Source organism: Novacetimonas pomaceti, from assembly GCF_003207955.1.
GTDB lineage: Bacteria > Pseudomonadota > Alphaproteobacteria > Acetobacterales > Acetobacteraceae > Novacetimonas > Novacetimonas pomaceti.
Genome location: NZ_NOXG01000010.1, coordinates 16,151 through 28,932, shown reverse-complemented (window position 1 = coordinate 28,932; position 12,782 = coordinate 16,151). Strand labels below are relative to the sequence as shown.

Annotated in this window: 9 protein-coding genes; 8 read left to right on the top strand and 1 reads right to left on the bottom strand. The window is 62.0% G+C overall.

Annotated elements, in window-relative coordinates; genetic code table 11:
• Window positions 1–328 precede the first annotated feature (328 nt).
• Together CFR71_RS09700 and CFR71_RS09695 are read left to right on the top strand one after the other, a co-directional pair.
• On the top strand, window positions 329–1,567 hold the full coding sequence (locus CFR71_RS09700; RefSeq protein ID WP_133251129.1) for a hypothetical protein: 1,239 nt from the start codon (window positions 329–331) through the stop codon (window positions 1,565–1,567).
• Window positions 1,564–2,208, top strand: coding sequence for an ABC transporter ATP-binding protein (locus CFR71_RS09695; protein ID WP_110530660.1), 645 nt, complete (start codon window positions 1,564–1,566; stop codon window positions 2,206–2,208). The genes CFR71_RS09700 and CFR71_RS09695 overlap by 4 nt, the downstream gene beginning before the upstream one ends.
• Before the next feature lie 187 nt (window positions 2,209–2,395).
• Here the strand turns inward: CFR71_RS09695 and CFR71_RS16190 are convergent, their stop codons facing one another.
• Window positions 2,396–2,725 carry a hypothetical protein gene (locus CFR71_RS16190; RefSeq protein ID WP_133251128.1) on the bottom strand — a complete coding sequence of 110 codons (330 nt, stop codon included), beginning with the start codon at window positions 2,723–2,725 and terminating at the stop codon, window positions 2,396–2,398.
• Window positions 2,726–2,847: 122 nt separating this feature from the next.
• Here CFR71_RS16190 and CFR71_RS09685 point away from each other — a divergent pair, with 122 nt between their 5' ends.
• From CFR71_RS09685 to hisC, 6 genes are all read left to right on the top strand, one after another.
• Window positions 2,848–4,260 (top strand): APC family permease, encoded by a 1,413-nt coding sequence (locus tag CFR71_RS09685; protein WP_110530572.1) that lies wholly within the window; start codon window positions 2,848–2,850, stop codon window positions 4,258–4,260.
• A gap of 230 nt (window positions 4,261–4,490) precedes the next feature.
• Window positions 4,491–6,920 (top strand): TonB-dependent receptor, encoded by a 2,430-nt coding sequence (locus tag CFR71_RS09680; protein ID WP_110530571.1) that lies wholly within the window; start codon window positions 4,491–4,493, stop codon window positions 6,918–6,920.
• Window positions 6,921–7,167: 247 nt separating this feature from the next.
• Window positions 7,168–8,469 (top strand): aspartate aminotransferase family protein, encoded by a 1,302-nt coding sequence (locus tag CFR71_RS09670; RefSeq protein WP_165832085.1) that lies wholly within the window; start codon window positions 7,168–7,170, stop codon window positions 8,467–8,469.
• A 237-nt stretch (window positions 8,470–8,706) separates the two neighbouring features.
• Entirely contained in the window at window positions 8,707–9,354 is a 648-nt protein-coding gene (locus tag CFR71_RS09665) for a hypothetical protein (protein WP_165832084.1), read from the top strand.
• 625 nt (window positions 9,355–9,979) lie between these two features.
• A complete protein-coding gene (locus tag CFR71_RS09660) occupies window positions 9,980–11,359 on the top strand; it encodes a purine-cytosine permease family protein (RefSeq protein WP_110530567.1) in 1,380 nt (459 codons plus the stop codon).
• A gap of 173 nt (window positions 11,360–11,532) precedes the next feature.
• Entirely contained in the window at window positions 11,533–12,666 is a 1,134-nt protein-coding gene (gene hisC / locus CFR71_RS09655) for a histidinol-phosphate transaminase (RefSeq protein WP_110530565.1), read from the top strand.
• Window positions 12,667–12,782 lie beyond the last annotated feature (116 nt).

The window sequence follows — 12,782 nt, the reverse complement described above, 5'->3', positions numbered from 1 at the left end:
AGCCTGAGAGAGTGTCTGAAAACAATCTGCTGATAAATAAGGACAAAAGTTTTTGGGTGTTGCCTTTTTCCAAAAAGGCGACGTCCTTCGAAGCTTTTTGGAAAAAAGCTTCACCAAAAACCTTTATGATTTCAAGGTATTGCCGGGCCAGCCTTTTCAGACAGCCTCGGACACCCTGTGCCCGGGGAATTTTGTCCTGGGGAAACGGACCGGGATGCATCGGGGCCCGGTTTGTGGCTTTCGCGATATGGGAATTCACGCAAGTATGACGCGAACGGCCCGTCCACCGGCATGCAGTGCCGCGGGCGGGCGCACGAAAGGGGCCATCATGACGCAATGGCATGATCGCGCATGGGGGATGTGGCGCTATCTCGTGCTGCGTGGGCGCTTTTTCATTCAGGCCAGCGATGCCGTGGTGGCCCGTCACTGGCAATGGTTCCTGTTTGCGGGCCTGCTGACCCCGGGCCTTCCGGTCGTCTCGCTTTTCATGGTTCCGGCGGACCTGTTCGCGCAGGACCTTTCCGCCGCGCATGCGTTCGGGTGGCATTTCGGCGTCACGCTTCTTTTCGAGGCGGGGGCGCTGGCATGGGTCCTGCCGCAAAGGCGGTTTCTTCGCGGGGGTGCCTTTCGTGATTACATCAGGACGCTGCCGATTTCGGGCATCGCCAGATGCACGGTTTCGTCCGTCCTGCTGTGCGTGGTCGATATCCTGCTGTTCGCACCTGTGGCGATCGGGGTCGGCATGATGGAACATGCCACCATTTTCGACCTTGCATGCGATATTGAAAAAACGCTGGCATTCGTTGCAATCATTCTGATGGTCCAGCTTGGAATTGTTGAACGCCTGCCCTTTCTCCTGCTGGCGGGGCTGCCTGCGGATATTGTATTCGCGGCGGCGGCCAGCATCGCTGACAGCACGGCGGCCATGCTGGTGCTGTCCGGGGCTGTGGCATGCGCGTTGCCATGTGCGGTTCTTGACATGCGGGCCGAACGGTTTCGCGCCTGCCGCGCGGGAAAGGTCGGTCGGCCGGTCGGTCGCCTGCGGCCCAAGGCACGCCTGCCGGCGGTGTGGCGCGTGCAGTTCGGGATACTGGCGCGCAATCCCGTAATATCGGCGGGGTGCGCCGTGCTGTCGGTTGCGGTCCCGGTCGGGGCGGGCGCGCTGATCAGGGCGTTTGATTATGACGGGCGCGCGCCTGTTGCCATCGTGGTCGGCATGGCGATTGTCGCATTTGTCCTGGCCAACCTGTACCGCCTGCTTGCCGACGCGCATGCCATGGCGCGGCCGCTGTTCATGACGCTGCCGCTGTCGCGACATTTCTGGCCGATACGTGACTGCTGTCTGGTGGTGGGATTGGGGATGGTGCCCCTGATCGTGTTCGGGGGGATCCTTCTGGCGCATCGGCTGGTATCCCTGTGGGCGCTCATGGGGCTGGCCGCGGGTTACGTGGTCCTGCTGGCCCTGTTGCGGGTCGTGGTGGGAACGGACACGCGATTCCGTTTCATGCTTGCCGCCGCATTCAGTATCGCGTGGGCGGGGGCGGCAATCGCGGGGGTGAGTGGATGACGCGCGAAGGGGTGTGCTGCAGGGCGCTTGGCGTTTCCTATGGCGGCAGGGTCGTATTCGACGGCCTCGATCTGGCGCTGGGGTGCGGGCTGTACGCGCTTCAGGGGGCGAATGGCGTCGGGAAATCGACACTCCTGCGCCTGCTGGCCGGTGCGCAGTCCCCGGATACGGGGGAGGTGTGGATCGCGGGGGAAAGCCTCATGCGCTCCCCGATGCAAGCAAGGCGTCACCTGTCCTATGTGCCAGATGAGGCGGCGGTCTATCCCTTCATGACCGGGCAGGACCTGCTGGATTTCTGCGCATGGGCCAAGAACTGCGCGATCGACGGGGATGTGGCGGGGATGATCGGGAATTTCGGCCTGCATCCGCATCTTGCGACCCGTTTTGACGCGATGTCGCTGGGCACGCGCAAGAAGATGATGATCTGCGCGGCCCTGATCGGCGCGCCCGGTGTCCTTTTGATGGATGAACCCGGTAACGGGCTTGATGCGCCGTCGCTGGAATGTCTGGTCACGTTGCTGCGGCGGCGGTCACGGAATGCGGCTGTCCTGATCGCAAGCCATGACCATGATTTCCTTCAGCGGCTTGACGCGACGCCGCTTCTGATGAGCGACCTTGTGCAATCGGGGGCGGCCTCATGACATGGACCATCGCGCATCCCGTTCATGCCTGCGTTCAGCCGTGTGGGATTACTTCTTACAATACAGAAGGGTCGTGGAAACCAGAACGACGGTAATCAGCAGGGACAGGCATGCGGAAACCATGGTGGTCATCCGATGGGGGATGTTGAAAATTCCCGGAACCACGCACGAAAACATAAGGACAGCGCTATATGCATAAGCGCAATACAGCCCGACGACTGCCGGGATGGAGCTTTTCATTGGCGAAATCTCCTTGAAAATCAGGGGTGCGTTCGTTACTGCATTGTAACTTAATACGGGAAGAAATATCAACAGGAAACGGCAGGCTGCGGCGGCGTATCCGGGATATGGGGCGGCTTTCGCGTGAAGTTGCCTGAAGTAAATCCTTGATAAATGTAATGAAAGTTTTTGGGTACCGCCTTTTTTCAAAAAGGCGGCGTTCTTCCGAAGCTTTTTGCAAAAAGCTTCGCCAAAAACTTTTCAATGATGCGTGGACCGTTCGGGGGACTGTTTCCAATACAGCTTCCAGCGGGGGAAAGGCACTGCGTAATTCTGTATCGCGCGGACCGTTGCGGATGTAACATGACCCGAGATGTAAGGGATGATGGAAATCCGCATGCGTGAGACAGAGGAAAGAACATGACGCACTCCCCTCCCGGTATTCAGGGACGCCTGATGCGGGGACGCCTTGGATTGCCCGATATCGTGGCGCAGGCGGTCTCCGGCGTGGGGCCGGTCTATTCCTCGCTCGTGTTCGTGCCCCTGATCGCCGGGGGGGATGGCGGCGTGGGGGCCGGGGCCGGGGTTACGGTCTGTATCGCGCTGGCGGCCGTGGTCATGGTGGCCATTGCATGGGTTTTCGCGACATTCGCGCGGCAGGTGGATACGCCGGGGTCGCTGTATGATTACCTGAACCTGTCGCTTGGCCCGCGCTGGGGACGGGCGTTCGGGCTGCTGTTCTACAGCTGCGCCATTGCGGCCTTCCTTAATGGCGTGCTTACGCTGGGGGGGCTGGGGTCCGATCTGGCGCGGGCGTGCGTGGGCGTGGATGTGCCGTGGTGGGCGTGCGCGCTTGTGGCGCTGGGGGTGATCGCATGGGCGGTGTCGCGCGGCATCAGCCTGTCCACCCGACTGCAACTGGGGATCAGCATCGCCTCCATGCTGGCGATTGGCATGTTCGCCCTGTGGGTTGTCGTGCATGCGCCGGTGGGGCCGGGGGGGGCCGCGCATGCGACGATGCACTCCCTGCGTCATGGCGGCGTGGCGGGCGTGATGATGGGGATGGTCTTTGCCCTGTTCATGTATGGCGGTTTCGAGGGGGCGGCCAACCTGGCGGAGGAAAGCGCGGATCCACGACGTGCCATCCCGCGCGCGATGATGCTGACGATCGGGATCAATGCCGGATTTTACGTGATTGTGTCCTATGCCTCCCTGGCGGGAAACATGTTCGATCCGGCACGGCTGGAGGAACAGGCGATGCCGCTGCTGTCGCTGTCCGCCTCGCGCCAGTGGGGGGCGCCCGCGCTGCATGCCGCGCTGCTGGCGCTGACGCTGGCTGACGTGCTGGCGATGATCATGGCGGGCAGCATCGCCATCGCGCGCGGGCTGCTGTCCCTTGCGCGCAATGGGGTCCTGCCGCCCGTCCTTGCCCGCACCAGCGCGGTGCGGCGGGTGCCTGTCACGGCGAACTGCATGCTGCTTGGCGGCTGTGCCGTGGTGGTGTGCCTGATCCATGCCCTTCACGCGGGCCATGGGACGGAAGGGGCGGAATACATGGCGGTGTTCGTCTGGCTGGGTACCTATGCCGGGTTGTGCCTCATGATCGCATGGGGGGCGACCTGTCTGGGGGCATTGCGGTATTTCAGCCAGCCGGGGCATGCGCGCGCGCCCTGTCTGCGTCCGGCCGCGCTGGTGGGGTTCGTGGCCTGCGCGGGGGTAGGAGGCGTCACGCTCATGCAGTGCGGGGGAAGCACCCTGTGGGTGCCGGTAATGATCGGTCTCGTGCTGTGTGTCGCGGTGCTGGGGATGCGTCGGCACCCTGGCGCGGCATGAGGCGGCGCCGGGGTGTGGGTGCATCGGTGCGGTCGGGGGCGGGAAATGGAAAAGGTAGTCAGGCACGGGCCTTTTCCGGATATGGCGGTTGTGCGGGCATTGGGGGGAAACCCGTCCTTTATGTTTCGGTTTCGTTCCTATTTTCTTGACGATGCCGGATGAAGCGCATAACAGCAGTAAAATCTGGACCAGTTTCCGACAAACATGTTCGCAAAGAGGAAGCCCGCCTGATGACGAACGGTCCGCGCATGATGCTGCATGGCTGTCTTTCCGGTTTCCGCATCCGCCTTGCCTTTTCGACATCCGTGGCGGTCACGCTGGCAACATGTGCGATCCCCTTCGTGTCATGCGCGGCCCCGGCCAAGGGCAAAGGAACAGGCACCTCCATTCCCGCGCGCGCCAACACCCCCGATGCGGCCGCCCCCCGGCGCCCGGCCGGTTCCCCCGCCCCCCGTCCCGAGACGATCACGGTGGTGGGCAACGGGCGCGGTTCGTTGCGGCAGATGCAGTCGGCGTCGCGTACCATGCTGGACAATTCGGCCCCCGGGACCAGCGCGCTGAAGGTGCTGGGACAGCTGCCGGGGGTGGTCTTTACCTCCGCCGATCCATTCGGGGCCTATGAATGGTCGGCGCGGATCTATTCCCGCGGGTTCAGCGAAAACCAGCTGGGCTTCACGCTCGATGGCATCCCGCTGGGGGAACAGGGATACAATATCTATAACGGGCTGAGCACGACGCGCGCCGTCATTACGGAAAACCTGCATGACACCAGCATCTCGCAGGGGGCGGCCGCGGTGGATGTCGCCTCCACCAGTGCGCTTGGCGGCGCGGTCAGCCTCCATACGCTGATGCCCTCCGACAGGGCGGGGGGACTGGTGGAACAGACATTCGGCAGCAATTCGGGATTCCGTACCTTCGCGCGTGTCGATAGCGGCCGCCTCAACAGCAGCGGGACGAAATTTTCGGCCTCGTTCACGGATTCCACGATCGACAAGTGGAAAGGATACGGCACCAACGCGACGCAGCAGGTCAATTTCAAGTTTTACCAGCCGTTGGGCGAACGGAGCTCCCTGACCGGGTATTTCGACTGGAGCAGCCATCAGGAAGTGGACAATCAGGACCTGTCGCTCAATTACATCCATACGCTCGGCACGCGGGTGGACAATTATTACCCCAACTATGCCGCCGCCTATGACGCGGCGCTGGGCATATACACGCATGGCGAAAACCTGACGGACGATCCGATGGACGTCAGCTATTATGAATCCTCCGGCCTCAGGAAAGACTATTTCGGATACCTGACGTTCAAGTCGGACATTACGGACAGGCTGGATGTCAATGCCTCGTTCTATTACAGCAACAGCGCGGGGCTGAGTACCTTTACCTCGCCCTATGGTTCGTCGCCGAACGGGGCGCCGCTGCAGCTTCAGGGCTATACGCTTGACGTCTCGCGCATCGGGTTCCTTGTCGCCGCGGGATACCGTATCGCGCGCAATCACCTGCGCGCGGGCATATGGTATGAAAACAACCAGTTCAATAACGGGCTTTACCTGTATCAGGATCCGATCCTGGGACAGGGTATCCCGCCCAGCCCGACGACATGGCTGAACCCGAAAAACGCGTTCGACCATGCCTATGGCTATGTGTTCAACACGAATACGTTCCAGACATTTTTCGAAGATACCTACCAGATCACGCGCAATTTCCGGATCAACGCCGGGTTCAAGTCGATGCTGGTCACGACGCATGACGGCATTACCGCCAACGATCCGTCCTATACCGGGTACGGCAGCCTGCCATCGGGCACGATGACGGCGTTTGACCCTTTCCTGCCGCAGGTCAGCGCCAATTACCGTTTCACCCATGATGACGAGGTCTTTTTCGACATGGCCGAAACCATGCGCGCCTTCAGCCAGTTCGGCCTGTCGGGCGGCGCGTCGGCGTCGGCATGGTCGGTGGGCGATCCCGCGCAGTTTCATCAGGCCATGCGCCTGAAGCCGGAAAAGGCATGGGTGTTCGAGATGGGATACCGTCATGACGACAGGTGGCTGTCGGCGCTTGTGACGGCCTATCGGGTGAATTTCGAAAACCGCCAGCAGGTCGTAAGTTCAGGCCCCATCATCCAGCTGGTGGGGGTCCTGAACAATGTGGGCGGCGTGACGACCGATGGCGCGGAAGGGAGCCTGACGCTGCATCCTTTCCCCGACAGCAGGCTTTTCAAGGGACTGTCATGGTACAACAGCATCAGTTTCAACCGTTCCACCTTTGACAACAACTTCACGGACTCCACCGGGGTCCATCACATCGCGGGCAAGCTGATCCCGAATTATCCCGAACTGACCTACAAGACATCGCTGATGTACCGCTATGGCCCGGCCAGCGTGAATGTCGATGCGCAGTATATGAGCCGACGTTACATCAGTTACATGAATGATGCGTGGGCGCCCCATAACTGGGTCATGAACCTGGGCGCGCGGTACCAGTTCCCGGGATATGGAATATTGCAACATATCAGTCTGGAACTTAATGTATATAACCTTCTGAATGCGGATTATATCGGGACGGTGGGGGAACAGGGCAACCCGATCAGCGGCGATTACCAGACGATGCTGATTGGCGCGCCCCGGCAGTATTTCGGGACCGTCCGCGCGGAATTCTGATGGGCGTTGCAGACGTTTCCCGCGAAACGTTGCGCATGTCGCAAGGAAGGCCATCTTTTCCAGAAGGCGGCCTGAAAAACAGCCTGCTGGTAAAAGTAACAAAAGTTTCTGGGTGTTGCCTTTTTTTAAAAAGGCGACGTCTTTCAAAGCTTTTTGGAAAAAGCTTCACCAAAAACTTTTATTATTTTTATCAATGGGTTACCTTTGGGGACTTATTCAGGAAACATCCAGGGCAGGATTACGGGACATGCAGGGTTGCGCCGATACGCGAAAGGTTTTCACGAAATCCCGCGAATATCGCACAGATGCGCTGCGTCACCTGTCAAATGGCGTGTCCTCCACCCCGCGTGCGTCGCAGCGGCCCGTGCCGGTCGTCATCGACAGCGCGGCGGGGGTGACGCTGACGGATGTCGATGGCAACCGTTATCTGGATTATGCCCTTGGATATGGCCCGCTGATACTGGGGCATTCGCCCGAACCGGTCATGCATGCGCTGCGTGACGCGCTGGACCGGGGATTGCGCACCGCATCCGTCAACAGCGACGAGGCCGCGCTGGCGGACCTGATTGCCGTGAACGTGCCCTGCGCGGACAGGGTCGCCTTCGTCAATACCGGCACGGAGGCGGTGCAGCTTGCCATTCGCATCGCGCGCGCCACCACCGGCAGGTGCCGGGTCGCCAAATTCCGCTGCAACTATCACGGCTGGGTGGATGACCTGCATGTCGGCTGTTCCCCCGGACAGGACGGGCCCGCGACGCTGGGGCAGGACCCGCGTGCCTCCGAAATGGTGACGCTGCTGGACTGGGGGGAAAGTGACGCGGCCCGGCAGGTGCTGGACGACAGCTTCGCGGCCGTGATCGTCGAACCCGCAGCGATCAACGCGGGGTGCTTCGCGCCGCCGGCGGGGTTCCTCGAAACATTGCGCGATGTCACGCGGCGGCACGGGATTGTCCTGGTTTTTGATGAAGTCATCACCGGGTTCCGCATGTCGCCGGGCGGTGCGCAGGCCTGTTACAACGTGGTGCCGGACATGTGCGTGCTGGGCAAGGCGCTGGGCGCGGGGCTGCCGATTGGGGCGGTCGCGGGGACCGATGGCGTGATGGACGTGGTGTCGTCGGGCCGGATGCTGCACCGGGGCACCTTTAACGGCAACCCGCTGTCGATGGCGGCGGGGGTGGCCTGTGTTTCCCATCTTCAGGAACATGCGGCGCGGATATACCCCCGCATGGAGCGTTTCGCGCAACGCATCCGTGCCCATATCGAGCACGAGGCCGCCCGCAACGCGGTGGCCATTCATGCCCGGAGCGTGGGTTCGGCCCTGCAGGTCTTTGCCGGGGTGCGGCGGGTTGACGGGATTGGCGACCTGGCCGGGATCGACCGGGACGCCACGCTGCTGCTGACCGAAGAACTGCTGCGCGAGGGGGTTTTCACCCTTCCGCGCGGGCTGATGTATCTTTCCGCGATCCACACGGACGAAGACATCTCAACGACCCTTGCGGCCATTACCCGGGCGGTCCGTTCCCATGCAGACAGGCCGGGTGGCGCATAGGGCGTATCGGCAGGAAGGGGGCGAAGCCCGGACGCTGATCTGCGGATGGGGCATTTCGCGTATGTTGATGGCGGCGGTTGTCGCGCCCGATACGGGCCGCCATGAAGTTCCCTGTCCGGATTACATGGACGCGTGAAGGATATATGCAATTCTGCCTAACAGTCTTGCAGTCTCCTGCTTTGTCTTTTCCTGCGATAGCCCCGATAACAGGCGGGCGAGAGTGGAAAGGGATGCCGCGTGAGTCAGACATGGGGTGATTTTCAGGCCGTCGTGCAGCTGTCGGCGGGGCTGAATGTGGCGATTCTCAGCTTTGTCGATATCAGCCTGCCCGCCATAAAGGAGCGTCGGCGCGTTTTCGCCAAGGCCCAGCAGGAACTGGCCATGCACCGTTCCGCCCCGGGCAAGGTCACCAGCGCGGCGCAGCTGGAACATGACTGCCAGGTCGATGAAATGAACGGCAAGCTGTACCTGCTGTGGCAGGAATCCTCGTCCTTCAGCAATGAGGAGGATTCCCTGATCCATTATACCGGCATCCTCGGCTTTCTGGGCGCGGTGCTCAGCCTGGTGCTGCTGTGGTATTCGGCGGAATATTATGACGCGGTCATCAGCGTAACGGGCAAGGCGGTGATTTCGCTGTCCTTCTGCTCGCTGATCGGGGCGTTCATCATCAATTTCATGACGGCCTCGCAGGCCAGTGTCTTTACAAAGAAATGCAACCAGATCCGCGAGGAAATGCACCAGAAGTTTGACAATACCCAGCTGGTGCCGCCCACTGGCACGACTGGCACGACTGGCACGACTGGCACGACTGGCACGACTGGCACGACTGGCACGACTGGCACGACTGGCACGACTGGCACGACTGGCCCAAAGATGACTCCGTGACCTGCGCATGCGTGCTGACGGGTCGCAGGGCATGTCCCCTCACTGCGATGACATGCATGCCCCTGTTCCTGTCCGGGCTGGCCTATGTTTCATCGGGCATATGTTTGGTTTTTTTAAAAGCTTGATTTTGTAATCACCGCATCCGTCATGGCGTCGCGATGGCGGCTTGCCGCGTGTATTGCGCGGCGATAGCGGACGTTGCGTCTGGAAAATGACGCGGCATGCTCATATCCCGTCAGTCACGTCCTTCGGGCCGCGGCAGGGCAGGCCGTGCCCGTCCGGGTCCCGATTTCATAACGGGTCATGGGCGCGTGGCGGTCGCGCCTTGCCGGGTGCTGCGTGGTGGGGTTACGTGGGCTGCGTTCCCCCCTGGGGATCCCATGGCCCCGCATTCGTGAAGAAAATCCGTGATTTTCACAAAACCGTACTTTTCGCGCGTCGCTGGCCCCCGTTTCGCCGGAATCGTAACGACATGGTGGAAAGCCCGCTTACGCCACGGCCCATGCCGTATTGCTTTCGGGCGCGATGTCTTCATAACAGGCAGGGAAGCAGGAGAAAGCCGTTGAAGCAATTACTGAAACACCAGTGTATTGTTCCGTAAAGAAAATGAAGGGAAAAAGCGGCCATGGCCACGACGTTTGAGACGCATACGATCTATCAGATACCCGAAGACCAGCGTTATGGCCGTGTAAGTGACCTTTTCACCGTCTGGTTCAGCACCAACATGACGCTGCTGACGGTCGTGACGGGGGCGCTGGGGCCGACGGTCTTCGGGCTTTCATTCGGGTGGTCGATGCTGGCGGCGGTCGCGGGCAATATGGCCGGGGCGGTGTTCATGGCCCTGCACGCGGCGCAGGGGCCGATGCTGGGCGTGCCCCAGATGGTGCAGAGCAGGGGGCAGTTCGGCTCTTACGGCGCGGTGCCCATCGTCCTTCTGGTGATCGTGATGTATGTCGGTTTTGCCGCGTCCAACTATGTCGTGGGGGGACAGGCCCTGGTGCAGGCGCTTCCGGGCCTCAATGGCACGGTCAGCACGCTGACCATCGCGATCGTCAGCCTTGTGCCCTGCTGCATGGGATACAGGGCGATCCATGTGATTTCCAAGATCGTAAGCTGGCTTGCCGGGGCGGTGGTGCTGGGGTGCATCGGTCTGGGGCTGTGGCGGTTTTCGGGCGCCATGCTGATGGACACGCACGGCTCCGTCGCCGGGATCATGGGTGCGTTTTCCGTTTCCGCCCTGTGGCAGGTGGCCTATGCGCCGTATGTTTCGGATTCCTCGCGCTATCTTCCCAACAGCGCCGTTTCGGTCCGCAATACCTTCATCGCGACCTATACCGGCACGGTGCTGGGCACCATCCTGCCGATGATGCTGGGGATCGTGCTGGCGTGCCAGTGGGCGAACCTGACAACGGTGGAGGCGCTGGCGCAGCTGTGTGGCGGGGCCGCGCCCATCGTGCTGGTGGTGCTGTCGCTGGCGATCACGCTGGGCAATGCCATGGGGGTGTATTGCGGGGCGCTGTCGACCATCACGGTGGTGCAGACGTTCCTGCCCGACTGGCGCCCCGAGATGATGAGCCGCGTGGTGGTCACGCTGTGCCTCGTGGCGCTGGCGCTTATCATGGCCTTTGGCATGAGCAGCGATTTCATGAAATCCTATGCAGCCTTCCTTGACATCCTCATGGCGGTCATCGTGCCGTGGACGGCCATCAACCTGACGGATTACTACCTGCTGCGGCATGGCGATTATGACGTTGCGTCGTTCTTTCGCGCCGACGGGGGGCGTTACGGCTATTTCAACGTGGCCGCCGTCCTGTCCTATCTCGTCGGGGTGGTGGTGGAACTGCCGTTCCTCAGGAACGACCTCTATACCGGCTTTCTCGTCCCGGCGCTGCACGGGGTCGATATTTCGTGGCTCGTCAGCCTTGTCGTGACCACCGTGCTGTATGTGGTGCTGTCGCGCGGCGACAGGGCGCGGACGACGGAAGAAGAGGGACAGGCCGCCTGACGCGGCACGCGCCAGAGGGGGCGTATGCGCGCGGGGGCAATGTTCGCGCGGGCGCGAATTCCCTGATAAAAGGCGGGCATGTAAAAAGGCGGGGCATGGATCGGGACAGCGCCACATGGCTGCTTTCGGCCCGGTCGGGGTGCTACGCGGACATCGCAGGAACAGGATGAAAAATGGCGGAGACGATCGCACATCAGGCCAAGGCCCATCCGGCCTTCTGCCGCCCCGAAGTCAGGACGCTGCCGCGTTATAACGCCGGCCTGTCCGAAGAGGCCGTGCGGCGGCAGTTCGGCGTGGAAGAGATCAGCAAGCTGGGCAGCAATGAAAACCCGTACGGCCCCTCGCCACGGGTGCTGCGGGAATGGCCCCTGCTGGCCGGTCGCCTTTTCCTTTACCCCGACGCCAATGCAACGCGCCTGCGCGAGGGGATCGCGCGGTTCAACGGCGTCGCGATGGACAGGGTGGTCATCGGCAACGGGTCGGAACAGATCATCCGCATGATTGCCGAAGCCTGCCTGTCGCCCGGCGAACGCGTGGTGACGGTCCGTCCGGCCTTTGGCCTGCATGAAATCCATCCGCTGCTGATGGGGGGCGTGGTCGATGCCGTGCCCGTCACGGCGGGGGGACAGTTCGATATCGACGGTCTGTGCCGCGCCCTGTCGCGTCCCACGAAGATCCTGATCTTCTCCAACCCGTCAAACCCGGTCGGGTGCATGATGAAGGAAGACGCCCTGCGCGCGGTCATCGACGCCTGCCCGCCGGACGCGCTGGTCGTCGTGGACGAGGCGTATCGGGAATATGCCGAAACCGATGCCGATTATCCCGACGCCTGTGCCATCCTGCGCGAACAGGGACGGCCATGGATCTGCCTGCGGACCTTTTCAAAGGCCTATGGCCTGGCGGCGCTGCGGATCGGGTACGCCCTGACCTCCTCGGCGGAGGTGGCGTCCGTGCTGGAGACGGTGCGCGACACGTTCAACACCACCATGCCCGCGCAGGAAATGGCCGCCGTCGCGCTGGCGGACCAGTCGCACATGCGCAACAGCGTCGCCCGCACCGTGGCGCAGCGCGACCGTGTCGCCGCCGCGTTGCGGGCGATGGGCCTGTTTGTCGCGCCCACCCATACCAATTTCGTCTTTTTCCGCACGGCGCGGGATGCGATGTCGGTGGCGCATGACCTGCTGGAACATGGCGTGATCGTCAAGCCGTGGAAGGAAAAGGGATTTGAAAACTGGATCAGGGTCAGCATCGGCCTGCCGCATGACAATGACCGGTTCCTGACGCATCTGGCGGCGGTGCTGGGCTGAGGGCGGGGCACGCGCGGACGGTTGCGGAACGGGGGCCGCGCATCCTAGTATCGGCGGCCCGGCGGGTGGCCCGGCGCCGCCACCCGCGATGTCCCGCACCGAGATGCGGTTTTACG

Excerpts from the sequence above, each read along its gene's own strand:
- CFR71_RS09685 (WP_110530572.1), top strand. The coding sequence starts at position 2,848 with ATGACGCACTCCCCTCCCGGTATTCAGGGACGCCTGATGCGGGGACGC.
- CFR71_RS09660 (WP_110530567.1), top strand. The coding sequence starts at position 9,980 with ATGGCCACGACGTTTGAGACGCATACGATCTATCAGATACCCGAAGAC.
- CFR71_RS09695 (WP_110530660.1), top strand. The coding sequence starts at position 1,564 with ATGACGCGCGAAGGGGTGTGCTGCAGGGCGCTTGGCGTTTCCTATGGC.
- CFR71_RS09670 (WP_165832085.1), top strand. The coding sequence starts at position 7,168 with ATGCAGGGTTGCGCCGATACGCGAAAGGTTTTCACGAAATCCCGCGAA.
- hisC (WP_110530565.1), top strand. The coding sequence starts at position 11,533 with ATGGCGGAGACGATCGCACATCAGGCCAAGGCCCATCCGGCCTTCTGC.
- CFR71_RS09700 (WP_133251129.1), top strand. The coding sequence starts at position 329 with ATGACGCAATGGCATGATCGCGCATGGGGGATGTGGCGCTATCTCGTG.
- CFR71_RS09680 (WP_110530571.1), top strand. The coding sequence starts at position 4,491 with ATGACGAACGGTCCGCGCATGATGCTGCATGGCTGTCTTTCCGGTTTC.